Genomic DNA, 26131 nt, shown 5'->3' on the forward strand with positions numbered 1-26131 from the left:
CCGCTGGCCGGCAACCTCAGAAGCAACAGCAGAAGCAAAAGCTGGGCTCCTGTGGGGTGGCGGGGTGGGCCCGTTGGCGGGGGACGCCGTAAACCCATCCATGGGGCCTTGGCCGCGGCATCCCTGCCGCGGACACCCCCGCAAACGGACCCACCCCGCCTTCGACAATTCCCCGCACGGCCTGCTGTAGAGCCGAGCCCATGCTCGGCTGCTCTTCGTTCAACTCTCGAAATATTCGATTTCGATGGAGATTCATCCACGCATGGCGTGGATCTACAATCCCTCCATGTCCTCCCCCGCCCTGCCCTGGAACGGCACGTTGCTGCTGGATGCGCACGCCGCCGTGCTGCACGGCCATGCTGGTGACAGCGCTTTGCATGCGCACTACGCCCATCAATTGCTGCTGAGCGACGGTACGCCCTGGCACGTCGAGATCGATGGCGTACAGCAGCAGGGCCAGCGGCTATGGCTGCCTTCGTTCCAGCCGCACGCGATCCTGTCGGCACCGGAAGCAGGCTGCACGGTGTTCCTTGAGCCGGCCCACGCCGATCCCACCCAGATCCAGCAGCATCTGCACGCGCTGCCGGGCAACGCGCTGGAGCTGCGCGATTGGTTGCCACGGCTGAGCCGCCCGCAACCGCTGGACCGCCGCGTGCAGGCGGCGTTGGCCCGTATCGCCCAGTACCTGCCCGGCCCGGTGCCGGCTGCCGACATCGCCGAAGCCGCGCACCTGTCAACCAGCCAGCTGCACCGGCGTTTCCAGTCCGACCTGGCAGTGACCCTGCGCGGCTGGGTGCTGTGGCAGCGGCTGCGCCGCGCGCTCATGCATCATCTGCGCGGGCACAACCTGACCGACAGTGCGCATGCCGCCGGCTTCGCCGACCTGGCCCATCTGTCACGCAGCCTGCGCCGCATGTTCGGCATCGGTGCCGCGCAACTGCAGGGCCTGCAGCTGCACGCGGCCTGACATCTTCGATCATTCGCGCCTGCGCAGGCCTGCAGGCAGCTCCGGCACCTCGCCATGCGGCAGTTCACGAAACGGCGCCAGCAGCTGCCCCGCGTAATCGCGTGGATAGTCCGGTTGGCTGCCGATGCCGAGGTCGCGTTGCTGCAGTCGATAGCCCGGCGCATCGAAGGCGGTCCCCAGCAGGTGATCCCAGACGGTCAGGAACAGGCCGAAGTTGACGTCGCCGGCGGTGCCGTAACGTATGTGATGGAAGCGATGCAGCGGTGCCCACGCCATCACCCGGCCCAGCACACCCGGGCGCATGTCCACGTTGGAGTGCTGCAGCAGCAGCTGGATGGCGATGGCAAACGCCAGCACCGCAGCTACCGGCATCGGCAGGCCCAGCACCAACAATGGCAGCACGCCGCCCACCGCTTCGGCCGCCTGGTGCAGCGGGTGTTTCATCAGCCCGTTGAAACCGTACATGCGGGCCACGCTGTGATGCACCGCATGCAGGCGCCACAACCAGCCGATGCGATGGCTTGCGTAGTGCACCAGGGTGACGCCGAGATCGGCAGCGATGATCGCCACCAGTACCTGCAGCGCGAACGGCCACTGCAGCGGCCAGACCTGCCACGGAATGATCGCCGCCAGCAGCGGCACCGCCGCGATCGACAACAGGTTCAGGCCTTCGTTGACCAGCGCGTGCAGGGCATCACGCACACGGTCGCCGTGGTCGCGGTTGAACGCAGGGTCATACGGCCAGGCGCGCTCGGCGACGAACGAAACCGCAATGGCGATCGCCAGCAGGGCCAGCAGCCACAACGGATCGCCATGGCAGTGGCCGACCCAGACGACGGCAGGGGCAACGAACCCCAGCAGGAACAACGGGGCATACAGGCGCAGGATCCAGTGCTTCATGGGCAACCCGGGAAATGAGGGGCCTGCATGCTGGCGCCACGTGCGGGTTGCCGGCTTGAACAAACGGCGCAACCCGCGCCCCCGCAGAGAGGTCGCCCTGGTCGGCACCGCGTTTCCCACATCCACGCATGGCGTGGATCTACAATGGCGCCCTCATCGCGCCCGGGACCGGCATGGATTCCTTCAACCTGATGCGTGCCTTCCGCCGCATCGTCGAACGCGGCGGGCTCGCTCGTGCCGCCGAAGACCTGGGCATGTCGCCCGCCGGGCTCAGCAAACAGCTGCGCACGCTGGAAGCGCATCTGGGCGTGGTACTGCTGCAGCGGACCACGCGGCGCATGAGCCTGACCGAAACCGGCCACGCCTATTACCGTGAATGCTGCCGCCTGCTCGACGAACTGGACGCATTGGAACGTGGCATCGCCGAGCAGCGTGGCGAGGTGACCGGGCGCCTGCGCATCAATGTGCCGCAGTCGTTCGCGCTGAGCACGCTGTCGCCGCTGCTGCCCCGCTTCCTGCAGCAGCATCCGCAGCTGTCGCTGGATCTGGTGATGGAAGATCGCCTGCTCGACGCGGTCGGCGAAGGTTTCGATGTGTCGCTACGACTGCGTGCCGAGCTGGATGATTCACGCTTGGTGGCACGCCGGCTGGCCTCGCTGCAGCAGGTGCTGTGCGCGGCGCCGTCCTACCTGCGGCAGCATCCGGCACCGCAGGCAGTAGGGGATCTGCAGGCCCATAGCGTGCTGGCCTACAGCCTGTCCGACTCACCGGGCAGTTGGCCGCTGCTCGGCCCGGATGGCCAGGTGACGATCACCCTTCCGGCACGCGTGACCGTCAACAACAGCCTGCTGCTGCGTGACCTGCTGGTGGCGGGCATGGGCATCGGCGCCCTGCCTTCGTTCCTGGCCGCGCCGGCATTGGCGCGGGGCGAACTGCAGCAGGTGCTGCCCGACCACCGCTATCCGCCGCGCTTCGTGCATGCGGTCTACCCCACCTCGCGCCACCTGCAGCCCAAGGTGCGTGCCTTCATCGACTTCCTGCACGCCGAGCTGCCCGGCTGCGCCGGCCTGGATTCGTAACCGCCAGCGAAAACTGAGCTGCCCGCAGCGTGCTGTTTCGGCCACGCCGCGCTGCCTACTCTGCCGCCTCTCCTCTCACCGATGGCAGGCAGATGTCTCCCGTTCCTTCCCCCGCCACCGCAGCGCCGGTGGTCGATTTCTTCCACGACGTGGTCTGCGGCTGGTGCTTCGTGCTGGCCCCGCGCCTGCAGCAGGTCTCCGCCGAACTCGGCATCCAGGTGCGCCACCGCAGCTTCGTGCTGCAGGACTCGCGCGCGCAGATGGTCGAGGTGTTCGGCTCGATGGCGCGCGCCAAGGCGATCATCCTGCGCCACTGGACCGACTGCGCCGCGCATGAAGACATCGCGCGCATCGATATCGAAGGCATGCGCGCACAGGACTTCGAGTATCCGTCCGGCTGGCTCGGCGCACTGGCCTGCCAGACCGCAGGGCTGATCGGTGGCAATGATGCCCATGGCGCGATGTTCGACGCGGTGCAATGGGCGCACCTGCATCAGCACCGCAACATCGGCGATGCCGAAGTGCTGCTGGATATTGCCGAATCGCTGGGCCATCCACGTGGCGCCTTCGCTGACCACATGCGCAGCGACGCGGTGCGCCAGCGCGTGCAGGCCGATCGCGCCGAAGCTGCCGCGCTCGGCATCCGCTCCATCCCCACCGTGATCGGTGGCAACGGCCTGCGCCTGCAGACCCTGCCGCTCCCACACCTGCGCCAGGCCCTGGCGCCCCTGGTCGCGGCCTGAGCCGCCCCCTCCCCCACCCTGCAAGGAGATTTCCCCATGACCCCACGTACCCTGTCCACCGCGCTGGCCCTGCTGCTGGCCACCACCGCCGCGTCCACCGTGTCCGCGCACGAACGCGTTCCCTCCGGCCAGCAGGTCGGCACCAGCCCGTGGGGGCCGAAGGACGAGATTGGCCGCCTCAACCTGATCACCGAAGCCTCGCGTGCGGCGATCCTGTCGCGGGTCAGCGGCGGCAAGGCCTATGACCTGGCCACCGAATACTACGTCGGCATGCCCAGCTGGCAGGATGCCGGCGACCCGCACTACCAGTTCTGGATGACCCACACCCCGCGCGGCACAGTGATGGACGATCCGATGGGCGTGGGCGAGGCCATGAACCTCACCCGCAGTTACACCGGCACCGCGTTCTCGATGTACAGCCACACCGGCACCCACATCGATGCGCTGAACCACTTCGGCATCCACGGGAAGATCTGGAACGGCTTCGAGGCCGACAAGCACCTCGGCGACCGCGGCTGGAATGTCACCGGCATCGAGAAATTCCCGCCGCTGATCGCGCGTGGCGTGCTGATCGACGTGGCCGGCGCCAAGGGCGTGGACATGCTGCCGGACAGCTACCGCGTCACCCGCCAGGACCTGAAGGATGCGCTGGCACGCCAGAAGGTGAAACTGCAGCAGGGTGACGTGGTGCTGATCCGCACCGGCCGCATGCGCCTGTTCGAGCAGCCCAGGGCCTACATGGCCAACCCGCCGGGCATGGGCCTGGACGCGGCACGCTTCCTGGTCGAGGACGGCGGCGCGATGATCGTCGGTGCCGACAACCTCAGCTTCGAGACCTTCCCCTCGGAGGTGCCCGACGATTACGTACCGCTGCACACCTACCTGCTGGCTCAGCAGGGTGCGCCGATCATCGAGCTGGTGGCGCTGGACGAACTGGCGCGCGACAAGGTCTACGAATTCGCCTTCATCGGCGGCCCGCTGAAGATCCGTGGCGGCGATGCCGCGCCGCTGCGCCCGGTGGCGCTGCCGGTCCGCCCGTAACCAGGGGCATCCCCGGGTAGCGCCGGGCCATGCCGGGTGGGTGCCGACCTTGGTCGGCACCGCGCTTTACCGCTATCCACGCATGGCGTGGATCTACCAGGCTGCGGCATGGATTTGCCGGGGCTCTCTCCAGTAGATCCACGCCATGCGTGGATGCTTTCCCCCTTCAGCAACCTGAAACCGGACCATCCGATTTCATTAGTAATTCTACTCACAACGCGAGTAGCATGTCTGGTCTCAGCCCCTGATACCGGCTCGTCGATACTCGCGCCATGCCCGCCGTTTCCGCCCGTTCCTGCCGCTTCCTGCCCACCCGGCGCCTCCCCTGGAGGATCGGCTGATGGGTGCGGTCGTTGCCCTCGACCGGCTGCTGGACGGGCGCCAGCTGTGGCGCGGCCCGGCCCGCCAGGGCCCAGCCAGCGACCATCTGGCCAGCGGCCATCCGGCACTGGATGCACGCCTGCCCGGCGGCGGCTGGCCGGCCAGCGGGCTGTGCGAGGTACTGCAGGCGGCGCCCGGCGTTGGCGAACTGGCGCTGGTATGGCCGGCACTGGCCAGGCTGAGCCAGCGCGACCGCCCGATCGTCCTGGTCGCTCCGCCCTACCGTCCGCATGCCCCGGCCTGGGCCGCCGCCGGGCTGGAACTGGGCCAGTTGCAGATCATCCACGCCGCGCCGAAGCAGGCACTGTGGGCCGCCGAACAGTGCCTGCGCTCTGCGGCCTGCGCGGCGGTACTGTGCTGGCCGCATCAAGCCGACGACCGCGCCCTGCGCCGCCTGCAGGTGGCCGCCGACAGCGGCCAGTGCCTGGGCTTCGTGTTCCGCGAGGCGCAGGCCGCGCGCAATCCCTCCCCGGCCAGCCTGCGCCTGCAGCTCGACCACGGCCAGGTGCGGGTGCTGAAGTGCCGTGGCGGCCTGCCGCCGGCACAACCGTTGCCGCTGGCCATCGCCCACTGAGGACGCGCCATGCACTGGGCCTGCCTGTTGTTGCCGCAGTTGGCGCTGGACAGCGTGCTGCGCCTGCAGCCCGACCCGCAGCGGCCATTGGTACTGCTGCAGGGGCCGGCGCAGCGTCGCGTGCTGCGCGCGGTCAGCCCGTCGGCACGTGCAGCAGGGCTGCGCCCGGGCATGCTGCTGTCGGCTGCACAGGTACTGGTGCAGGACATGCACCTGCACGACTACGACCCCAACGCCGAACAGCACACCCGGCAGCTGCTGGCCAGCTGGGCCTATGCCTACAGCTCGCAGGTCAGCCTCGATTTTCCGCATGCGCTGGTGCTGGAAATCGGTGCCAGCCGCGCCCTGTTCGGTGACTGGCTGACGATCCAGCAGCGCCTGCGCAACGAACTGCACGAACTCGGCTTCCGCCACCGCCTGGTGGCCGCGCCTACCCCACATGCCGCGCGCGTGCTGGCCAACGTCCACGATGGCCTCGGCCTTGATGCGCAGCAGCTGCCGGCGGCGCTGGCGCAGCTGCCCCTGGCGCGCTGCGGCCTGCCCAGCGAGGCGGTGACGGTGCTTGGCCGTTCCGGCCTGCGCACGTTGGGCGCGGTGCTCAAGCTGCCGCGCGACAGCCTGGCCCGGCGCTTCGCCCCCGAGGTCCTGCAGCAGCTGGATGCATTGCGCGGGCTGCCCACCGCGCCATTGCGCTACTACCAGCCACCGGACCGTTTCGATGCGCGCATCGAATTCGAATACGAGATCGAATCCAGCCAGGCCCTGCTGTTCCCGCTGCGCCGCCTGCTGCTCGACCTGGCCGCGTTCCTGTGTTCGCGCGATGGCGGCGTGCAGCGCTTCGACCTGCATTTCGAGCATGACCTGTTGCCGGCCAGCGTGCTGACCATCGGCCTGTTGGCGCCCGAACGCGATCCCGCGTTGCTGTTCGAGATCGCGCGCAACCGCATGGAAGCGTTCGCCCTGCCGGCCGGCAGCCGCGCACTGCGCCTGCAGGCCGAACAGCTGCCACCGTTCGTGCCGGCCGCACGCGACCTGTTCGACACCCGGCCGGCACAGGCGATGCCCTGGAACCAGCTGCGCGAGCGCCTGCGCGCGCGGCTGGGCGATGACGCCGTGCAGCCGCTGGCGGTGCAGGCCGACCATCGCCCCGAACGCGCCAGCGGCATCCAGCCAGCGGCCAGGCCGCCGGCATACTGGCCACTGCGCCCCGGTTGGCTGCTGGACACCCCACAGCCGCTGCGTGACCCGCGCCTGCGCATCATCGCCGGGCCGGAGCGGATCGAATCGGGCTGGTGGGACCAGGCTGACGCGCGCCGCGACTACTACGTGGTGGAAACCGCGCATGGCCAGCGCGGCTGGGCCTTCCGCGCGCGCAACGATCCGCATGCGCCGTGGATGCTGCACGGCTGGTTCGGCTGAGCCGCCATGCGCAGCGAACTGCCCGGCTACGCCGAACTGCACTGCCTGTCGGCCTTCAGTTTCCAGCGCGGTGCTTCGATCGCCGAAGAGTTGTTCGCGCGCGCCGCTGGCCAGGGCTACCGCGCGTTGGCGATCACCGACGAATGCTCGCTGGCCGGCATCGTGCGTGCCTGGCAAGCGGCGAAGGCGCATGGCGTGGCGCTGATCGTCGGTGCCGAATTCCAGGTCGAGGACGGGCCGAAGCTGGCCCTGCTGTGCACCGACCAGGCCGCCTATGCCGGACTCTGCCAGTTGATCACGACCTGCCGGCGGCGGGCTGCCAAGGGCGAGTACCTCTGCCTGCGCGAGGACCTGCTCGGCCTGCCCAACGGCCTGCTCTGTCTATGGCTGGACCGGCAACCGGCCGCTACCGACCTGGAACTGCTGCGCACCGGCTTCAATGATCGGCTGTGGCTGGCGGTGGAACTGCACCGCGAACACGATGACGCACGCCGCCTGCAGCAGCTGCAGGCCTTCGGCGAACGCCACCGCCTGCCCCTGGTCGCCAGTGGCGACGTGCACATGCACGTGCGACGCCGCCGCGCCCTGCAGGACACGCTGACCGCGATCCGCCACCGCTGCAGCGTGGCCGAGGCCGGCTGGCGCCTGTTTCCCAATGGCGAGCGCCACCTGCGCCCGCGTACCGCGCTGGCCCAGCTGTATCCGCCCGAACTGCTGGCTGAAACCCTGCGCATCGCCGAGCGCTGCCACTTCACCCTGGAACAGCTGCAGTACACCTATCCGCGCGAGCTGGTGCCCGAAGGACACGATCCGGACAGCTGGCTGCGCGTGCTGGTCGAGCGCGGCATCCAGTGGCGCTGGAAAGGCGGCATCGAAGCGAAGCAACGCACGCAGATCGAGCACGAACTGGCGCTGATCAAGCAGAAGAACTACGCCTCCTACTTCCTCACCGTGCAGGACATCGTGCGCTTTGCGCGCAGCCAGGACATCCTCTGCCAGGGCCGTGGCTCAGCGGCCAACTCAGCGGTGTGCTTCGTGCTGGGCGTGACCGAGATCGACCCGGCACGCAGCAACCTGCTGTTCGAGCGCTTCATCTCCGCCGAGCGCGACGAACCACCGGATATCGACATCGACTTCGAGCACGAGCGGCGCGAGGAGGTGCTGCAGTACGTGTTCAAGCGCTACGGCCGCGAGCGCGCCGCACTGACCGCGGTGGCGATCAGCTACCGTGGCCGCAGCGCGATCCGCGACGTGGCCCGCGCGCTGGGCCTGCCGATGGACCAGGTCAACGAACTGGGCGCGGCGATGGACCACTGGGGCGGCAACATCCCGCTGCCGGAAACCCTGCGCGAGCGTGGCTTCGATCCGGACACGCCGTTGATGCGGCGCCTGCTGGCACTCACCGCAGAGCTGATCGATTTTCCGCGCCACCTGTCGCAGCACCCGGGCGGTTTCGTGATTTCCGAGCATCCACTGTCGACCCTGGTACCGGTGGAGAACGCGGCGATGGCCGACCGCACCGTCATCCAGTGGGACAAGGATGACCTGGATGCCACCGGCCTGATGAAGGTCGACTGCCTGGCATTGGGCATGCTCACGGCCATCCGCAAATGCCTGGCGATGCTGAAACAGCATGGACTGCACAGCGGGCGCATGGATGCCATCCCCGACGAAGACACCCCCACCTACGACATGATCAGCGCCGCCGACACCATCGGCGTGTTCCAGATCGAGTCGCGCGCACAGATGGCGATGCTGCCGCGCATGCAGCCACGCAACTTCTACGATCTGGTGATCGAAGTGGCGATCGTGCGTCCCGGCCCGATCCAGGGCGACATGGTGCATCCCTACCTGGAGCGGCGCCGGATCCTGCGCGAACAAGGCCCGGACGCGTTGAACGACCCGGACAACCCGCTCTACCCACCGCAGCTGGAACGCGTGTTCGCGCGTACGCTGGGCGTGCCATTGTTCCAGGAGCAGGTGATGCAGCTGGCGGTGGATGCGGCCGGCTACACCCCGGGCGAGGCCGATGCCCTGCGCCGTTCGATGGCGGCCTGGAAGCGCCGCGGTGGGCTGGAACCACATCGCGAGAAACTGCTGGCCGGCATGCTGAGAAACAACTTCAGCCGCGAATACGGCGAGCACCTGTTCGAGCAGATCAAGGGATTCGGCGATTACGGTTTCCCGGAAAGCCACGCCGCCAGCTTCGCCCTGCTGACCTATGCCAGCTGCTGGCTGAAGTGCCATCATCCCGCCGCGTTCACTGCCAGCCTGATCAACAGCCAGCCGCTGGGTTTCTACAGCCCTGACCAGCTGCTGCAGGACGCGCGGCGGCATGGCATTACCGTTCTTCCCGTGGACGTACGCCACAGCGACTGGGACTGCACGCTGGACTTCAGCAGGGGGCCGGCGGCGATCCGTCTGGGCCTGCGTCTGATTGACGGCTGCAACGAAGATGCCGTACAGGCCATCATGCGCGAGCGCGCGCGGCGCCCGTTCGACGACGTCGGCGACCTGTGCCAGCGCACCGCGCTGGACCGCCGCCAGCAGGGCCTGCTGGCCGATGCTGGCGCACTGCGCGGGCTCAGTGGCCATCGCCATCGTGCACGCTGGGATATCTCGGGCGTAGAGAACCGGCTGCCGCTGTTCGACCAGGCCCGTGCCACTGCCGAAGCCCGCGTGCCCCTGCCACTGCCCAGCGCCTGGGAGGACATGCAGGCCGACTACCGCAGCACCGGCACCACCCTCGGCCGCCACCCGATCTCGTTCCTGCGCGCGCAGCTGCGCAGCCGCGGCTGCCTGGATGCCGCGCAGCTGGCCGGGCACGGCCATGGCCGCCGCGTGCGCATCGCCGGACTGGTGCGCATGCGCCAGCGCCCGCAGACCGCCAGTGGCGTTACCTTCCTCACCCTTGAAGACGAGACCGGGATGGTCAACGCCGTGGTCTGGCGCCACCTGGCCGACCGCCAGCACCGGGTGCTGGTCGACACCCAGCTGATGCAGATCGATGGCCGCCTGGAGCGCGTTGATGGCGTGCAGCATGTCATCGTGCAGCGCATACACTGCCTGGATGAGCTGCTGCAGGGACTGCGCAGCCACAGCCGCGATTTCCACTGACGATACAGATCGTCACACAACGAACTGGCCTTTGCCCGCCGGCATCCGCTATCGTCGGCCTATCCAAGGAAGGACGACCCGATGCCCCGTGTGCTGCTGCTGACCACCCTGGTGATATCGACCCTTGCCCTGCTCGTTTCCAGCTGGACCGCCTGGAGCCTGCATCGCAGCCAATCGCCTGAGCGGATCATCGAAGCGCGCGGCCTGGTCATCCACGATGGCACTGGCCAACCACGGCTGATCCTCGGTGCGCCGGTGCCGGACCCCCTCAGCAGGGGCCGCACCCAGGGACCGCGTGCAACCGCGCTGTCCGGCCTGATCCTGCTTGGCCCCGACGGTTCCGAGCGCGGCGGTTATGGCACCAGCGACCGCGGGGGCGAAGCCCTGCTCACTCTGGACGATGCCACCGGCACCACCGAAGTCTTCAAGGTCGTCGCCAATCCGGACCGTGGCGCCAGCCTGATGGTCAAGCACCAGAACAATACCGGCGCCATGCTCACGTCCTGGCAGGGCAAGCCGGAGCTGATGTTCGTCGATGACAGTGGCCAGTCCTACTACGTGCGCCCCAACGCCAACGCCGCGCCCTGATCTGCTTCTAGCGTCGAGCCATGCTCGACTTTGTTTCGCCCCTGTAGCGCCGAGCATGGCTGGGCGCTATACCCCACACACCGCTGCCAGGTCATCGGCCAGCTGCCGCAGCTGCGCCGCCCCCAGCGCCGCGCAGGTGATGCGCAGGCCATGCGCTGGTGCAGCCACCGCAAACACTTCGCCAGCACGCACATGCCATCCGCGCGCAGCCAGCGCCAGCACCTGTGGATGGCTGTCGGCCGGCAACGGCAGCCACAGGTTCAATCCCTCCATCGGCAACGGCGTCGGCACGCCACGCACGCGCAGCAGTTCCTGTAGCGACTGCAGGCGCTGCTGGTACCGCTCGCCTGCCGAGGCGATCTTTGCCCGCTGCGGCGCCGATGCCAGCACCGAAGTGGCGGCATCCTGCAGCAGATGACTGACCCAACCGATGCCGGACGCCAACCGCAACCGCAACCGCATCGCGGTCTCGTCATCACAGGCCAGCCAGGCCAGGCGCAGGTCGGGGCCGAGCGGCTTGGACAGCGAACGCAGCAGCGCCCAGCGCCGGCCATCCAGCGGCAGTACCGAGTGGTAGGCCTGCTGCGAGAGCAGTGCGTAGTGGTCATCGATCAGCACCGCCACCTGCGGATAGGCCGCCAGCAGCTGGCGCAACGCCCGTGCCCGCTTCGCATCCAGGCTGGCCCCGGTCGGATTGTGCGCCCGTGGTGTCAACAGCACCGCGCGTGCACCGGCCTCCAGCGCCTGTCGCAGCGATTCGACCTGCATGCCATGCGCATCCATCGTCACCGGCAACGGCGCATGGCCGACGGCATTGAGCACATTGAGGCTACCGAGGAAGCATGGATCCTCCACCGCGATGCGATCGCCCGGCAGCAGCCATGCCGCCAACAGGCGCTCGATGCCATCGACCGCGCCATGGGTCAGCTCCAGCGCGTACCCCTCGGGGCAATCCGCATCCAGCGAGGCGCGTGCCAACGCCTGCAACCTCGGGTCGACCGTGCCCACGCCATACAACCGCGGTGCCGCCGCGGCCAGGCGCAGGCTGGGCAACAGGCGCGGATCCGGGTTGCCACCGGCCAGGTCCTGAAGCGCCAACCCCGGCGTACTGCCCTCGCGCGCCAGCATCGGCGGCAGGCCACGCACCACCGTGCCGCGCCGGCCTGCGGTGCTGGCCAGGCCGGCCGCGTCCAATCGCTTGTAGGCGGCGGCCACGGTGTTGCGATTGACCCCCAGCTGATCGGCCAGATCGCGAACCGGCGGCAGCACGCTGCCGGCCGGCAGACGGCCTTTGCCGATGCCATCGCGGATGCTGTCGAAGATCGACTCGGCGCTATGCCCGGTGATTTTCATTTTGTCCTATGCCAAAATAATTCTTGTCCTGTGCCAGTGTATCCCACCCTGGCCGCCCTGCATTGGAGGTGCCCGCATGCCCCTTGCCGCCGCCGACTGGCCCGTCGCCCAGTCTGTTGAACAGATCGCCGCCAACCTGGGCACGGTGCGCCAACGCATCGCCGATGCGTGTGCCCGCGTCGGCCGGGACCCGGCCAGCGTGCGCCTGCTGCCGGTCAGCAAGACCGTCGATGACGCCCGCATCCGCATGGCGGTGGCCGCCGGTTGCCGCGAGCTGGGCGAGAACAAGGTGCAGGAGGCGCAACGCAAGGCCGAGACGATGGCCGATCTGGGCGTGCACTGGTCGGTGATCGGGCATCTGCAGACCAACAAGGCGCGCTACGTGGCGCGCTTCGCCAGCGAGTTCCAGGCGCTTGACAGCCTGCGCGTGGCCGAAGCGCTGCAGCAGCGCCTGCAGCTGGAAGACCGCACGCTGGATGTTTTCGTGCAGGTCAACACCTCCGCCGAACCCAGCAAGTACGGACTGGAACCCGCTGCCGTCGAGGCATTCGTGCAGCAGCTGCCAGTCTTCGACCGGCTACGCGTGCGTGGCCTGATGACTCTGGCCATCTTCACTCCCGAAGTCGAACGTGTGCGCGCGTGCTTCGTGCGCCTGCGCGAACTGCGCGACCAGCTGCAGCGTACCGCCCCACCCGGCATCGACCTGTCGCAGCTGTCGATGGGCATGTCCGGCGACTTCGAAGTGGCCATCGAGGAAGGCGCCACCGTGGTCCGTGTCGGCCAGGCCATCTTCGGCGCACGCGCCACCCCGGACAGTTTCTACTGGCCCAGCAATGGAGCCCCGGCATGAAGCACGCGGTTGTCCTGCAACACGTTGCCTTCGAGGACCTTGGCACCCTGCAACCGTTGCTGCTGGCCCAGAGCTGGCAGCTGCAGGTGCTGCAGGCGGGTGTAGATGCACTCGATCCGGCCGAAGCGGCTGACCTGCTGGTGGTGCTGGGTGGCCCGATCAGCGTCAACGATGTTGATGTTTACCCGTTCCTCAACGATAGCATCGCGCTGTTGCAAGGGCGTTTGCAGCAGCAGCGGCCCACGCTGGGCATCTGCCTGGGCGCGCAGCTGATGGCGCGTGCACTCGGTGCCGACGTCGCCGCCAGTGGTGGCAAGGAGATCGGCTTTGCGCCACTGCTGCTCACCGATGACGGTCAGCGCTCGCCACTGCAGGCCCTGCAGGGCATTCCGGTACTGCATTGGCATGGCGAGGCATTCGAACTCCCAACGGGTGCACGCCGCCTGGCCAGCACGCCGGCCTGCCGCCACCAGGCCTTTGCCATCGGTAACCATGCGTTGGCACTGCAATGCCATCCGGAGCTGGACGCGCGCCAGTTCGAGCGCTGGCTGATCGGTCACACCCTGGAACTGGCGCAGGCCGGCATCGATCCGAACGACCTGCGCACGCAGGCGCGTCGCTATGGCGCGCCACTGGCCGCGGCCGCCACCGCGATGTTCGACCATTGGCTGCAGGACCTGCCGGAGCTACCGCGATGAACTACCGATTGCAGATCCACCGCGATGGCGCCTACTGGGGCCACTTCGACTGCAGCGGCCCCGATGCCATGCAACGCATGGACGCCATCGCCGCACAGCTGCCTGCAGACCAGGGCTTCCAGCTGAAACGGCAGAAAGGCATCGGCGAAGAGCGCATCCTGTCCAGCAATGCCGATGGCCTGCGCGTACTGGCTTCGCAGATCCAGTACCGCGACCTCTGACGATCGTCACGGTAGTGCCGGCCGCTGGCCGGCACCCGACGGGCAACAGATTTGCCGGCCAGCGGCCCGCACTACCCCGGCTGTTCGCCCGCGTGCGAAGCTTCACCCATGCTGACCCTGCAACGCGGCAGCCACCACGGACTGCTCATCGCTCCGCGCTGGCCCTCTACCCGTATCCAGCTGGAAGAAGAAGTGCTGCAACGTTTGCTCGACGCGCAGGCATTGCTGCCTGCCGGGCTGGGCCTGCTCGTCACGCGCGGCTTCGAACCCAGCCACAGCCGGCTCGGCGGCTTCCGTCGTGGCGTGCGTTGGCTCGGCATCGCGGTGTTCCGCGCCTGCTATCCGCAGCGCCATGATGAAGTCGATGCCATCTTCGGCGCCAACGGCCACGACATCGATGGCCGTCATATCGATGTCTCAGTGGTATTGCACGGCAAGCGGCTGCGGCTGCTGCCACTGGGCGTGTTCACCCCGCCGCGCTGGCAGCAGCGTCGCACCGCCCGCCATGCCGAAGCGATCGCCCGGGTGAAGCGCAGCCTCCAGCACTGCGGTTTCGAGCTGCATCACAACCCCACCGAAGCCCTGCAGATCCACTGCGACTTTCGTCCGCGCTGACCTCGCAGTCGGCCACGCATGCCGCGCCTCGCGTCCATGGATGCAAATGCTTCTCTTTTGCTGTAAGGTGTAGCCGCTGCCCTTGCCGCCGCGGGCTGTTCCCTTTCCCAGTTGTCGCCCGCCCCGTGTCCACGCCTGTCGAACCGAAGGATGTCGCGCAGCTGTGCGCGGCCCACTACCAGCCGCTGCACGCCCATGTCCGCCGTAAGCTCCCGCAACGCAGCGACGCCGATGATGTCGTCCAGGAGACCTGGCTGCGCGTCGTCAGAATCGCCGCCAGTGGCCTGCTGAGCAATGGCCGCGCCTACCTGTACCGCGTCGCCCACAACCTGAGCCGCGGCACCCGCGCTGCTGGTGGCCGGTCGCTGGCATGTACTGCGCGGTACTGGCATGCCGGGCTACCTGCCAGCGGGCACACCAGCGCTGGTGATCGCGCTCGCTTAAGTCGGTGCATCCGTCGAGGCGGCCGACGCCGACCTGCTATGGGTGCTGGACGATGAGTGAGCGCGGCCAACACTGGCAGGCGATCGCCATCAGCATCGGGCTTCACCTGTTGCCCCTGCTGCTGTTGGTGCACTGGGTGGCCGCGCCGCCATTGCTGCCGCCGCCCGAGCAGGACGTGCGCATCAGCCTGCGCCTGCTGGCACCGGCGACGCCGCCGCAGCCAGTGGAAGAACGCCAGGCCGACACCCCCAGCCAGGCGCAGCAGGCGCGCGAATCCCAACCCACGAAGTCGCCCCCTCCACCGAAGCCCACCGCCGCACGCGAGGGCGAAGTGGCCGCCAGCGAACGCAGTGGCGCTGGCCGGCAAGCCCTGCCGGTCGCCCCGCCTGCGGCCGCGACCGATGCAAGTCCCGCACCGGCATCGATCACGGCCGCGCCGCCCGCTCCCGACGCCCCACCGGCGGACTTCCAGGCCGGCGCCGCCAGCGACCAGTGGGAAGCCCGCCTGATGGCGCGGCTGGAGCGCTATCGCTACTACCCTGCTGCGGCCCGCTCACGGCGCCAGCAGGGCACTGCCTGGGTCAGGGCCAGCATCGATCGCCAGGGACGCCTGCTGGCCCTGCGGTTGGAGCAGTCCAGTGGCCAGCCGATGCTTGACGGCGCCGCACTGCAGACCTTCCGCCGCGCGCAGCCGCTGCCGCCCATTCCCGATGAACTGAAGGCACCACAGGAACTGGTGGTGCCGGTGGAGTACTACCTGCGCTAAGCGTTGTGGAACTGTGCCGCAGTCTGCGACCTCAACCCAGGTTCAGGTCAAACACATCCGGCGCAACAGAGCAGTCCGCCGTGTGCAACGATCGCAGCGTGCTGTATCGCCGGGCCCATGCTCGGCTGTTCCATGCGAACGGCAGCCGAGCATGGGCTCGGCTCTACAGGCGAACAGAACCTGGCCGGGCAAGGCCCCGGCGCGAAAGAGGCAGGGCTACGTCCACGCCGGATCCGCAGTGAAATCGATGGTCAACCAGAACGTGCTGCCCCGCGCATCCAGCCGCACGGCGATCTCATCGCGCATCGCATCGACCTCGCCCACCGAGCCCAATGGCGTACCGGGGTCTGCCAGCACATGGATCTCGATGAAGCGCATCCGCCCCATCTTCGCCACGTGGCTGGTGAAACCGGCATAGCCACGCTCGGACACGAATGCCTGCATTACCTGCTGCACGCGCCGGTCCAGGTCATCCGGCGCCACCTGCAGCACTTCGCGCATGGCCTTCCATGCACTGCGCGCCGGCACTGGCAGTACCGCCAGGCTGATCAACGCCAGCACGATCGAATCCAGGTACGGGACCCAGTGGTGCCACTCGCCGCCATGCAGGACAAGGGCCAGCACGAAGGCCAGCACCACCGCCAGGCTCATCAATCCACCCAGCAGCCAGCCTCTTACATCCAGCCACAACAACGCCGAGCGCAGGCGCCGCGCACGCTGCGCGACGAACGTCGCCATTGCCAGGTTGCTGGCACTCAGCAGCGCCGCCCACCACAGCGCGGGCCCGAATTTCACTTCGTGCCCGCCCGTGGTCAAGCCGATGACCGCGTTGGCCAGCGCGTACACGCAGGCCAGCGACAGGATCACCCCACCGAGTGCTTCGACCATCGGCTCCAGGTGCCAATAGCCATACTGGAAGCGCGGGCTCTGCTCCCGCGCCACCAGCCGCAGTACCGACAACGAAACCAGGGTCAAGGCAACGTCGACCAGGCTGTACACGCCGTCGAACAGGATGGCCTGCGATCCCACCAGCAGGCCACCGATGAAGCCGACCGCGCTCACCGCGATGGTCACCCCGATGGAGAACTTCAGGATGCGTTGCTCGCGCGCGGTATCCATCGCTCGCCGAAGGGCCGACCGTCCCCGGTCAGGCCTTCAGCACCTCCACCCTGTACGAGGTCACATCGCCATCGTGCTCGATGATGAGCCCGTGCACATCCGACTCGAAGCCCGGGAAACGCGCATTCTGTTCACGGGCAATACGCAGTGACTGGATGATCGGCTCGTCGCTGTCGCCGAATCGCTCGCCCGGCATGATGGTCGGAATGCCCGGCGGATACGGCACCAGCATGGTCGCAGCGACGCGACCACTGAGCTGCTCGATGTCGACCCGCTCGATCTCGCCCTTCACCAGGTGGTTGTAGGCATCGGCCGGGGTCATCACCGGCGTCGGCAGATCCACGTACATCTCGCGCATCACCTTGGCGACCTCGAATTCCTGGTTGAACGCGTGCAATGCATCGCACAGGTCACGCAGTCCCCAGCCGGCGTAGGCAATCGGATAGTCCGCCGCCAGCGTCGGCAATGCCTGGCTCAACGGCGCGTTGCAGTCGTACAGCTCCTTGAAGGCCATCAGCTCGGTGACCAGCGTGCTCCACTTGCCCTTGGTGATGCCCATCGAGAACAGGAACAGCACCGAATACAGGTTGGTCTTCTCCACAGTGATGCCGCGGCCCCACAGGAACTTGCTCAGCACCGCCGCCGGAATGCCCAGCTTGCCCATGCTGCCGTCCATCGCCAGGCCCGGGGTCAGCAGGGTCACTTTGATCGGGTCGATCAGCACGTAGTCATCGACCAGATTCTCGAAGCCGTGCCAGTGCGCGTCCGGCTGCAGGTACCACTCCTCGCGCTTGGCCACCAGCGGAGCCGGCGTATCGCCCTTGTCCAGGCTGCGCTCGACCTTGGTCGGCTGCCACACACTGAACCACCAGTCGTCGCGCCCGAGGTCGTCACGCACGTGCAGCATCGCGCGGCGGAAGGCGATCGCCTCGTCATGCATTTCCTGCACCAGCGAACGGCCGGCCTCGCCCTCCATCATTTTCGAGGCCACGTCACAGGCCGCGATCACCCCATAATGCGGGCTGGTCGAGGTGTGCATCATGAACGACTCGTTGAAGCGCTCGGCATCCAGGTCGCGCTGCGCCGAGTTGCGTACGTGGATCATCGACGCCTGCGAGAACGCGGCCAGCAACTTGTGGGTGGAATGCGTGGTGAAGATGATCGCATCCTGCTCGCGCGGCTTGCCCTTGGCCATGCCGTAGTGGTTCTCATAGAACGGATGGAACGCGGCGTAGGCGTACCAGGCTTCGTCGAAGTGCAGGAAGTCGACCGCGCTGCCGATTTCGTCGGCGATCTTCTCGGCGTTGTAGCACAGGCCGTCGTAGGTCGAGTTGGTCACCACCGCAATGCGCGGCTTGGAACCGGCCTTGTAGGCCTGGCTGGCCAGCGGGTTGGCGGCGATGCGCTGCTGCAGCGATTCCGGTGTGAACTGATCCAGGCTGATCGGGCCGATGATGCCGTGTGCGTTGCGGCTTGGGGTGAAGTACACCGGCACCGCGCCGGTCATGATCAGCGCGTGCAGCAGCGACTTGTGGCAGTTGCGGTCGACGAACACCACGTCGCCGCGGGCCACCGTGCCATGCCAGACGATCTTGTTGGCGGTGGAGGTGCCATTGGTGACGAAGAAGGTATGGTCGGCACCGAAGTTGCGCGCCGCCTCTTCCTCGGCATCCTTGATCGGGCCGGTGTGATCCAGCAGTGAGCCCAGCTCCGGTACCGAGATCGACAGATCGCTGCGCAGGGTGTTCTCACCGTAGAACTGGTGGAACGCACGGCCGACCGGCGACTTGGTGAATGCCACGCCGCCTGCATGGCCCGGCGTATGCCAGGAGTAGTTCGACTCTGCCGCATGATGGATCAGCGCCTTGAAGAACGGCGGCAGGAGATTCTTCATGTAGTCTTCGGCCGCGCGCATCACCTGCCGCGAGATGAAGCTCTTGGTGTCTTCAAACAGGAAGATGAAGCCGTGGATGTACTTGAGCAGCTTGCTCGGCACCTTTTCGATGGTGCGGCGCTCGCCGTACAGGAACACCGGCAGGTTGGCGCGGCGCGCACTCTGCTCGCGCAGGAAGGCGGTGAGGCGCTGGAACTCGCCATCCACCTCTTCGCTGCCATCGATCGAGATCAGCACCGCCGAGGCCGCCACATAGGTACGGGCTCCGGCACGCGCATCATCCAGGTTCAGCCCGCACAGCACCCGCTGGTCGTTGCTGCGCAGCTCTTCCACCAGGGCGCGGATCAGGATGCCGCCGATGCGCGGCGACTCGTAGTCGTTGTCGATGACAATGACCGGGTAGTCCAGGGACTTGAAGTACACGTTGATTCTCCTTGTCGAACTCAGGAACGCTGGGCGCCGGCGCTGATGGCCGATGCCTCGCGGGCGCGCTGCCGCTGCTGGCGGCGCTCCTCGCTGAAGAATGGATAGAACACGGTGATGAACAGCACGAACAGGAAGGCGTACTGCACGATGGTTCCCGACGAGCCGTAGATCGCCCACAGGCAGTACACGACGGTCAGGCTGGTGAGGGTCCAGAACGCACCGGTATGGACCAGGGTGTGCGAACGCTCGACCACGAAGTAGCAGGCCACGCACGAGTAGATGTAGGGCAGCAGGGTCAGCACCACGGCCGCCGACGTGATCACGTCGAACTGGGCCGACGCGGTTTCCGAGGTGGACGTCACCAGCACCGCCAGGGTCATCAGCACCGCCACGATCAGCACGCCCTTGACTGGCACGTCGTCCTTGTTGGTCTTGCTGAAGATGCTCGGGAACAGGCCATCATCCGAGGCCGCCTTGGCACTCTGCGCGGTCAGCAGGATCCAGCCACCCAGCGAGCCGGCGGCACCGATGAAGGCGCACAGGCTGACCAGCGCGCCGCCCCAGCCACCGACCGCCTTGGCCGCCGCCAGAGCGAACGGTGCGTCGGAGGTCTGCAGCTCGCCATTGGGCACCATGCCCATGATCACTGAGGAACTGGCGATGTAGGCGATGGCAGCCAGGAACACACCGGCCAGGGTGGCACGGGCCACGTTCTTCTCCGGGTTCTCGACCACGCCAGCCGTGACCGAAGCCGATTCGACACCGATGAAGGCCCACAGGGTCAGTGCCGCGGCACTGGAGATCGCACCGAAGTTGGACTCACCGGACACGTTGTAGGCGCCCTTGAAAATGTCGGCATCGAAGAAGAACCAGCCGAAAATGGCGATGCCCAGGATCGGCACCAGCGCGAAACTGGTGGTGACCGTCTGCACACGGCTGACGAAGGCCGGGCCGATCACGTTGGCAAAGCTCAGCGCCCACACCAGGATCAGCACCGCGATGCAGCGCACCAGCGGCTCGGACAGGATCGGGAAGAAGTAGCTGAAGTAGCCCACCGCGGCGATCGGGATGGCAACGTTGCCGATCCAGTTGGCGAACCAGTAGATGGTATTGGTCTGGAAGCCCATGTAAGGCCCGAACCAGTCACGCGCATAGGCATACGGACCGCCCGCCTTCGGCGCCAGCTTGCCCAGCTTGGCGAATACGAAGGCCAGCAACAGCGCACCGGCCGTGGTGATCAGCCAGCCCCAGATCGATGCGGTACCGATCTTGGCCAGGCTGGACGGCAACAGGAACACGCCTGAGCCCATCATGTTGCCGGCGACAAGGAAGGTGGCTCCGACCACCCCGATTTTCTTTGCTTCTGCCATGACAATCTCCTGTACTGGCATGAACCCGGTGCGGCCGGGCGTGGGGACGGTTGCGCTGGCGTAACGCCGCTGGCGCTTACTTGATGAAGTTGTATTGCAGGCTGCCCTGCACCCGGACCGTGTCGCCGCGCGCACCGCCCTGCTGTTCCAGGCGGCCGTACAGCAGCTCCATGCCCATCGTCCACGACGGCGCCGGGCTCCAGATCAGGTTGAACACGCCGTATCGGCTCTGCCGGAAGGCGTCAGCAGCGAGTGCCGCGTTCCGCTCCAGGGTCAGCTGGCCGAAGATCAGGTTCGAACGCCACAGCTCGGACCAGTAATGCGTGTAGCCGACGAAGCCGCCGTGCAGGTCCAGCGCGTCGAGATGGCCATCGGCACCGACCACCGCGTCCAGCCCGGAGCCGGTCAGGTCCGCGGTGTAGCGGCTGAGGCCGCGCCCGCCGAGCGCGCCGAACAGCAACAGATCGCGCTCGCCTACCGATGCCGAGCCACTGAACTGCAGGCCGCCGGCCATGCGCCGGTCGCGCTCTCCCTCGCCGTCATAGGCCAGGCTGCGCGCCACCGCGCCCAGCTGAAGATGGCCCCAGTCACGCTCCATGCGTGCGGTCACGGTCACATCCGGCAGCCGGTTCACTGCGGCCCGTTCATCACTGGCACCGGCCAGTTCGGTCTTGGGGTCTTCGGCGGCCAGCGTCAGGGTGTTGCCCTTGCCCATCGCGAAGCTGTGGTGGATGCCGGCCACCAGCAGATAGCCCGCGCCGCCGGGCCCGGCGAAATCCAGCGTGTCGGGCAGGCTGTCCGGGTCCATGAAGCTGGAATAGCCATAACCGGCATAGGTATTGCCGAGCTGGCCATAGGCATGACGCAGGCGGAACGCGTAGCCGTCGCTGCTGCCGAAGAAGTCGTTCTCCAGGTAGAAGCGCAGGTTGCCGTGCGTGGTCGGGCGCCGCGCCTCGAAGCTGAAGCGGGTCTGCTTGGCGTGGATGTTGAAATTGGAAACATCGCGATGGCTGCCGCCCACCGGCATCGACGAAGGGATGAACTGATCCTCGTCACCGGCCGCGCGCGAATCGGCAATCGCATCGAGCTTGGCATAGCCGCCAATGCGGATCACCGTGTCAGTACCTGGAATGGCAAAGAACCCCTTCAGATCCGGGTCGGTCGGCCCAGCAGCGCTGTCGGGACGCGAGGCCGCCGTTGAGGGATCGGCCACCGATTCGCGCTGCGGCAGCACCGGTTGCGCCACACCCGGCACCTGGGTGGGATGCAGCAGGTTGGCGCTGCTGCCAGGTGGTGTCACCGGCGCTGCTACCTGCGCAGCGGCCGCGACAGCGCCCTCGCGTTGTTCGAGCTGATCCAGGCGCTTCTGCATGCCCTCCAGTGCCTGCCGCATGGCAGCGATTTCCTGGCGCAATGCGTGCGCATCCTCCTGGCCATTCTGCTGCGCATATGCGGGCGTGACCGCCAGCGCGGTCAGGCAGGCCAGACTCAGTACCGCAAAGCGCATTGCATCCTCCCTGGACGAACATTCGCAGCGCACTGACGGCGCGCGCGCAGGCGCAGCTCCGACGTTGCGTTGCCGTTGCTGGAAATGCGGGTACTGCGTCGACGACACCGGCCAGCCTGCGCGTGGCAGGCAACAGGACGATGACACTGCCCTGCCCGTACCGATATCGACGCCATCAGGGCCGCACTGCCGGAGAGGTGGCGACCGCAGCAGTCTGGGTAACAACCAGGGAGTGAGAACGTCGTGAATGGCTGTGCCGACTGCCCCGGTTCAGGGCGTGTCAGGCGCGGCATCCCTGGCGCGTTGACGCTGTATTCCATGCGTCACAGGCTAGTCCGCCTGTCGTTTTTGGCCTTGATTGGAATCAAGGCGCGATGCTTGATGTCAGTCACGATTCAGACGTGACGACGAACAGGTGGTGCGCAGCCTGCATCACCCGCACAAGTGACGAAACGCAACAGGCCCGCATGCTGCCATGCGGGCCTGTGGTGTCGCATCACGACATGGGTGCCGATCAGCGCGGGCCCAGCACCGTCTGCAGGTCAGCGCCCTGTGGCAGGCCGGCGCGACGCTGCACCTGGCCCTGTGCATCCTGGAACAGGATGCCCGGCGTGCCCTGGAAGCCCATTTCAATCATCAGCACCTGGTTGGCGTCGAGCTTGGCGGCGATCTCGCGGCTGATGCTCGGCAGGGCCTTGATGCCACCACGGTCGAACTGGTGTTCGTTCTCCAGCAAGGCCGCACTCGGGTCACGCGCAGACAGGATGGCCGCAGCCTTGGCCGGGCTGTCCTCGCGAATCACGCCGACCATGATGTGGCGCAACTGCACCTTGCCGGCGTCGACCCACGGACGCGCCGCTTCCCAGAACTTGTGGCAGTACGGGCAGTTGGCATCACTGAAGGTATAGACCACGCGCGGCGCATCGGCCTTGCCGTCACGCACCCAGGCACTGGCCTCCAGCTTGGTCCACATCTTGGCCGACATCGGTGCTGCGACCAGCTTCTCCACCGCCTCGGCGGCCACGTCGTTGCCCTCGGCATCGAACAGGCTGCCTACCAGCACATGCTTGCCGTCGGCGGTGACATAGGCTGCGGCCGGCTGTTGCCCGCCCACCACGCCAGCGAATCCACGCAGGCCACCCGGTGCATCGAACTCGGCAACGACTTCAAAACCGTGCTTCTCGATGCCTTTCAGCACTGCGGGGCGCTCGCCCTTGGCCGCTGGGGCCTGAGCGCTCGCTGCCGGCGCGGCCGCCTTGCCCGGCGGGGTCTGGGCCTGGCTGCAGGCGGCCAATGCCAGCATGACCGGCAGCAACAGCACCGCCGGAGCGATGCGCAGGGAAGTCGACAACATGGGAACTCCGTAGTGAGATGCCCGCGCAGGCTACCGCAGCCGGCGCAGTTTGTGTTCAAGACCCGCCGCCGTCAGTTCGCCAAGGTGCAGTTCACGCAGGCGGCCTTCGGCGTCGAAGAACAGCGTCGACGGATAGGCCTGTACACCCAGCACGGTTGACGCCGACGCGGTATCGTCCAGCAATACGTTGCCCAGCCAGAGCTGTTCGGATGCGATGAAACCCTTCACTTCGTCCTGGGTTTCCCCCTGGTTGAGGAACACGAACTGCACGTCAGTGTGGGTCTGCTGTGCGGATGCCAGTACCGGCATCTCGCGACGGCAGGGACCACACCAGCTGGCCCAGAGATTCAGCACCACCGGTTTGCCACGGAACTGCTGCAGATCGATCCTGCGCCCCTGCAGATCGGCCACCTGTACCGCCGGCAGCGGCATCCGCTGCTCCTGCCATGTTGCCAGCAGGTGGCTGCCCGCCGCCCACAGCACCACACCCACCAGCGCCCCCGCCAACACCGGCGCACGTAACGCGCGCCACAACCGCAGCCGCCAGATGCCCCACGCCAGGCCCGCAACCAGCACGACTGCAAGGTGATACCCACCGTCGGCGATCTGCAGGATGCTCCAGGGGGCCTCACGGTAGAGCGCGAAGTTCAAGGCCACGAAGCTGATGCGTCCACACAGCAGGCCGATCAGCAACATGTCCAGGACCAGGCTGGCCCCGGAAGGCACTGCCATCCCGTCCTTCGGCCGCGGCCACAGGTGGGCCACCGCCATGGCCAGCAGCACGCACATCAGGATCAGCACCACCGGCATCGGCACCGGTCCAACACTCGACATCAACCCACCTGTCCCATCATCTCGTTGCCTGCATGGTCAAAGCGTCGCGCCCAGGTTGCAAGTGCGACGCCCACCGCAGGCTTCAGGCCGCGCTGCGCGGCATCTGCATGCCAGGCGCCGGTTGCAGCCCGCGCAGGCTGCCCGCCACCGACGACAACAGCGGCCGTTCGCGCCGTTTGCTGTTGACCTGCCGCCGATAGTTGGCCGGCGTCATTCCAACAATGCGCAGGAACAGGCGGCGGAATGCGCTCTGGTCTGCATAGCCCACACCCCAGGCCACTTCATCGATACCCGCCCCCTGTTGCAGCAATGTCTGCGCCTTGGCGATACGCAACCGCTGGCAATACTCGATCGGACGCAGGCCGGTGGCCTTCAGGAAGCGCCGCTGCAGAGTCCGTGGCTCCAGTCCGGAAACCTCGCAGATCGCTCCGAGCGTGGCCCCACGCGCAGCGGTGGTATGCAGCCAGCGTTGCGCCTTCAGTACGTCGCGATCACCGTGGGCGAAGTTGGCACTGAAACGCTCCAGATCCTGCTGGATCGCCGCGGGCACCGTGATCCCCAACTGCTGCGCCACGGAACTCGCTACGCCCTGGCCGTGCAGCCGGTACAGCAGCCGCAGGGCGAGGAAGCGCCAGGCCTGGGAACCGGCCACTGTCAGCAGATCACCGTCGTCGACCAGCGCGCGCTCACTGGGCACCCAGCTGGCCGACTGCCCCTGCAGGCCCGGATGGCGCCCGAGGTCCGGCCCACTGACGGTGCGCCCGGCAAGCAGACCCGCGCGTGCCAGCATGCTGACACCATCGCTGGCAGCTGCCAGCAGACTGCCGCCATCGTAATGCGCGCGCAGCCAATCCAGCAGGACCTCATCGGCGCGCAGGCAGACGCCTTGACTGATCTGGCCAGGCACGGCGATCACGGCGGGAATGTCCGCCTCGAGCATCTCCGCGCCGGCAATGCGATGCACGCCGGTCTGGCTGGCTGGCACGACCCAGCGGGTTACCAGGACACGCTTGAACGGGCGACGCTGCTGCTGGGCAAGCCGGTTGGCGACATGTGCCATTTCGGTCAGCACAGAGGCGGCCGACGGGTCCCCTCCCGGGTACTCGACCACCGCGACCTCTACGAATCCTTCGTTCCTGAATCCTTCCACAGAGCATCTCCTCGGTTCGTTGCGGGCCATCCAGCGGCCGGTTCAGGCGCAGGGTAGGAACTGCCACGACGGCGGGGCTATGAAGAAAGTTGCAAAGTGCGCTGAATGCGCCGTCAGCGGCGGGAGCTTGACCCTGGACCGCACTCAAGGCTTCAGAATGACCGGCAGCATCCGCAGGAATCCGCCATGAACATTGGTCAACTGGCGCGCCAGGCCGGCGTACCGATCGATACCGTGCGCTACTACGAGCGCCAGCAGTTGCTGCCCACCGCGGCACGCTCGGCCGGGGGCTACCGCATCTTCGGTGAGCAGGACCTGCGCCGGCTGCGCTTCATCCGCCGCGCCAAGACACTGGGCTTCAGCCTGGAACAAATCGCCGAACTGCTGGCACTCAGTGATCGCCACCCGCAGGACATGGGCAGCGTGCGCGACGCGGCACAGGCCCGCCTACAGGACATCGCGCAGCGCATGGCTGAACTGCAACGCATGCACAGCGCGCTCTCGCAGCTGGTCGACGCCTGCCCCGGCCACGGCACCCTGGATCAGTGCCCGATCCTGGCGGCGCTGACCGACGGCGCCGACTGAGTACGTGCGATCGTCGCCCCCCTCGCAACGCACGTGAAGAAAAGTGCAACAAATGCTTGCCAACCCTCTGGGGCAAGGCTATTATTTCGCTCCTCAGCGACGTGGGGCCATAGCTCAGCTGGGAGAGCGCCTGCAT

General features: G+C 67.2%; 23 protein-coding genes and 1 pseudogene. 15 read left to right on the forward strand and 9 right to left on the reverse strand.

The genetic code is table 11. The features are described 5' to 3' along the window. Window positions 1-262: 262 nt before the first annotated feature. Window positions 263-967 carry an AraC family transcriptional regulator gene (locus HMPREF3114_RS16260; RefSeq protein WP_070489994.1) on the forward strand — a complete coding sequence of 235 codons (705 nt, stop codon included), beginning with the start codon at window positions 263-265 and terminating at the stop codon, window positions 965-967. Window positions 968-976: 9 nt separating this feature from the next. On the opposite strand, the gene HMPREF3114_RS16265 is transcribed toward HMPREF3114_RS16260, so the two are convergent. Further along, window positions 977-1867, reverse strand: a complete 891-nt coding sequence (locus HMPREF3114_RS16265; RefSeq protein ID WP_070489996.1) for a sterol desaturase family protein — start codon at window positions 1865-1867, stop codon at window positions 977-979. 128 nt (window positions 1868-1995) lie between these two features. Here HMPREF3114_RS16265 and HMPREF3114_RS16270 point away from each other — a divergent pair, with 128 nt between their 5' ends. The 7 genes from HMPREF3114_RS16270 (at window position 1996) to HMPREF3114_RS16300 (ending at window position 10809) form a co-directional block, all read left to right on the forward strand. Next, complete coding sequence (locus HMPREF3114_RS16270; RefSeq protein WP_218086323.1) at window positions 1996-2946, forward strand: LysR family transcriptional regulator; 951 nt, start codon at window positions 1996-1998, stop codon at window positions 2944-2946. Between the two features lie 92 nt (window positions 2947-3038). Next, the gene (locus tag HMPREF3114_RS16275) at window positions 3039-3689 is read left to right on the forward strand and encodes a DsbA family oxidoreductase (RefSeq protein ID WP_053499638.1); all 651 of its coding nucleotides are present in this window, start codon (window positions 3039-3041) and stop codon (window positions 3687-3689) included. A gap of 36 nt (window positions 3690-3725) precedes the next feature. Next, window positions 3726-4730 (forward strand): cyclase family protein, encoded by a 1005-nt coding sequence (locus tag HMPREF3114_RS16280; protein WP_070489998.1) that lies wholly within the window; start codon window positions 3726-3728, stop codon window positions 4728-4730. Window positions 4731-5070: 340 nt separating this feature from the next. Next, entirely contained in the window at window positions 5071-5685 is a 615-nt protein-coding gene (gene imuA / locus HMPREF3114_RS16285) for a translesion DNA synthesis-associated protein ImuA (RefSeq protein WP_070490000.1), read from the forward strand. Window positions 5686-5694: 9 nt separating this feature from the next. Continuing rightward, entirely contained in the window at window positions 5695-7104 is a 1410-nt protein-coding gene (locus HMPREF3114_RS16290) for a Y-family DNA polymerase (RefSeq protein ID WP_053499644.1), read from the forward strand. Window positions 7105-7110: 6 nt separating this feature from the next. Next, window positions 7111-10221 (forward strand): error-prone DNA polymerase, encoded by a 3111-nt coding sequence (locus tag HMPREF3114_RS16295; protein WP_053499647.1) that lies wholly within the window; start codon window positions 7111-7113, stop codon window positions 10219-10221. An 81-nt stretch (window positions 10222-10302) separates the two neighbouring features. Next, window positions 10303-10809: a hypothetical protein gene (locus tag HMPREF3114_RS16300; RefSeq protein WP_070490002.1), complete on the forward strand. Its 507-nt coding sequence runs from the start codon at window positions 10303-10305 to the stop codon at window positions 10807-10809. A 66-nt stretch (window positions 10810-10875) separates the two neighbouring features. On the opposite strand, the gene ptsJ is transcribed toward HMPREF3114_RS16300, so the two are convergent. Continuing rightward, a complete protein-coding gene (ptsJ, locus tag HMPREF3114_RS16305) occupies window positions 10876-12162 on the reverse strand; it encodes a MocR-like B6 salvage transcription factor PtsJ (protein WP_053499651.1) in 1287 nt (428 codons plus the stop codon). 76 nt (window positions 12163-12238) lie between these two features. On the opposite strand from ptsJ, the gene HMPREF3114_RS16310 reads away from it, so the two are divergent. The 6 genes and pseudogenes from HMPREF3114_RS16310 (at window position 12239) to HMPREF3114_RS16330 (ending at window position 15756) form a co-directional block, all read left to right on the forward strand. Continuing rightward, the gene (locus tag HMPREF3114_RS16310) at window positions 12239-13012 is read left to right on the forward strand and encodes a YggS family pyridoxal phosphate-dependent enzyme (RefSeq protein ID WP_053499652.1); all 774 of its coding nucleotides are present in this window, start codon (window positions 12239-12241) and stop codon (window positions 13010-13012) included. Beyond that, entirely contained in the window at window positions 13009-13710 is a 702-nt protein-coding gene (locus HMPREF3114_RS16315) for a glutamine amidotransferase (protein WP_053499654.1), read from the forward strand. The genes HMPREF3114_RS16310 and HMPREF3114_RS16315 overlap by 4 nt, the downstream gene beginning before the upstream one ends. Continuing rightward, window positions 13707-13931, forward strand: a complete 225-nt coding sequence (locus HMPREF3114_RS16320; protein WP_005417095.1) for a hypothetical protein — start codon at window positions 13707-13709, stop codon at window positions 13929-13931. The genes HMPREF3114_RS16315 and HMPREF3114_RS16320 overlap by 4 nt, the downstream gene beginning before the upstream one ends. 108 nt (window positions 13932-14039) lie before the next feature. Next, window positions 14040-14546, forward strand: a complete 507-nt coding sequence (locus HMPREF3114_RS16325) for a hypothetical protein (RefSeq protein WP_005417100.1) — start codon at window positions 14040-14042, stop codon at window positions 14544-14546. Between the two features lie 125 nt (window positions 14547-14671). Then, window positions 14672-14878 (forward strand): annotated as a pseudogene (locus HMPREF3114_RS21595) (sigma factor); the annotation flags it as partial. A gap of 164 nt (window positions 14879-15042) precedes the next feature. Next, window positions 15043-15756 (forward strand): energy transducer TonB family protein, encoded by a 714-nt coding sequence (locus HMPREF3114_RS16330; protein WP_070490004.1) that lies wholly within the window; start codon window positions 15043-15045, stop codon window positions 15754-15756. A 216-nt stretch (window positions 15757-15972) separates the two neighbouring features. On the opposite strand, the gene HMPREF3114_RS16335 is transcribed toward HMPREF3114_RS16330, so the two are convergent. The 7 genes from HMPREF3114_RS16335 to HMPREF3114_RS16365 form a co-directional block, all read right to left on the reverse strand. Beyond that, a complete protein-coding gene (locus HMPREF3114_RS16335; protein WP_053499656.1) occupies window positions 15973-16875 on the reverse strand; it encodes a cation diffusion facilitator family transporter in 903 nt (300 codons plus the stop codon). Between the two features lie 28 nt (window positions 16876-16903). Beyond that, window positions 16904-19192, reverse strand: coding sequence for an Orn/Lys/Arg family decarboxylase (locus HMPREF3114_RS16340; protein ID WP_053499657.1), 2289 nt, complete (start codon window positions 19190-19192; stop codon window positions 16904-16906). A gap of 20 nt (window positions 19193-19212) precedes the next feature. After that, window positions 19213-20565, reverse strand: a complete 1353-nt coding sequence (adiC, locus tag HMPREF3114_RS16345) for an arginine/agmatine antiporter (protein ID WP_005410068.1) — start codon at window positions 20563-20565, stop codon at window positions 19213-19215. Window positions 20566-20641: 76 nt separating this feature from the next. Further along, a complete protein-coding gene (locus HMPREF3114_RS16350) occupies window positions 20642-22072 on the reverse strand; it encodes a DcaP family trimeric outer membrane transporter (protein ID WP_053499659.1) in 1431 nt (476 codons plus the stop codon). 514 nt (window positions 22073-22586) lie between these two features. After that, window positions 22587-23426, reverse strand: coding sequence for a thiol:disulfide interchange protein DsbG (gene dsbG, locus HMPREF3114_RS16355; RefSeq protein WP_053499661.1), 840 nt, complete (start codon window positions 23424-23426; stop codon window positions 22587-22589). 30 nt (window positions 23427-23456) lie between these two features. Beyond that, entirely contained in the window at window positions 23457-24260 is an 804-nt protein-coding gene (locus tag HMPREF3114_RS16360; protein WP_053499663.1) for a redoxin family protein, read from the reverse strand. An 82-nt stretch (window positions 24261-24342) separates the two neighbouring features. After that, the gene (locus tag HMPREF3114_RS16365; RefSeq protein ID WP_053499665.1) at window positions 24343-25410 is read right to left on the reverse strand and encodes a GlxA family transcriptional regulator; all 1068 of its coding nucleotides are present in this window, start codon (window positions 25408-25410) and stop codon (window positions 24343-24345) included. A gap of 186 nt (window positions 25411-25596) precedes the next feature. Between HMPREF3114_RS16365 and HMPREF3114_RS16370 the strand changes: the two genes are divergently transcribed. Then, on the forward strand, window positions 25597-25995 hold the full coding sequence (locus tag HMPREF3114_RS16370) for a heavy metal-responsive transcriptional regulator (protein WP_049415383.1): 399 nt from the start codon (window positions 25597-25599) through the stop codon (window positions 25993-25995). Window positions 25996-26131: the final 136 nt, after the last annotated feature.

Source organism: Stenotrophomonas sp. HMSC10F07 (assembly GCF_001807895.1).
GTDB lineage: Bacteria > Pseudomonadota > Gammaproteobacteria > Xanthomonadales > Xanthomonadaceae > Stenotrophomonas > Stenotrophomonas sepilia.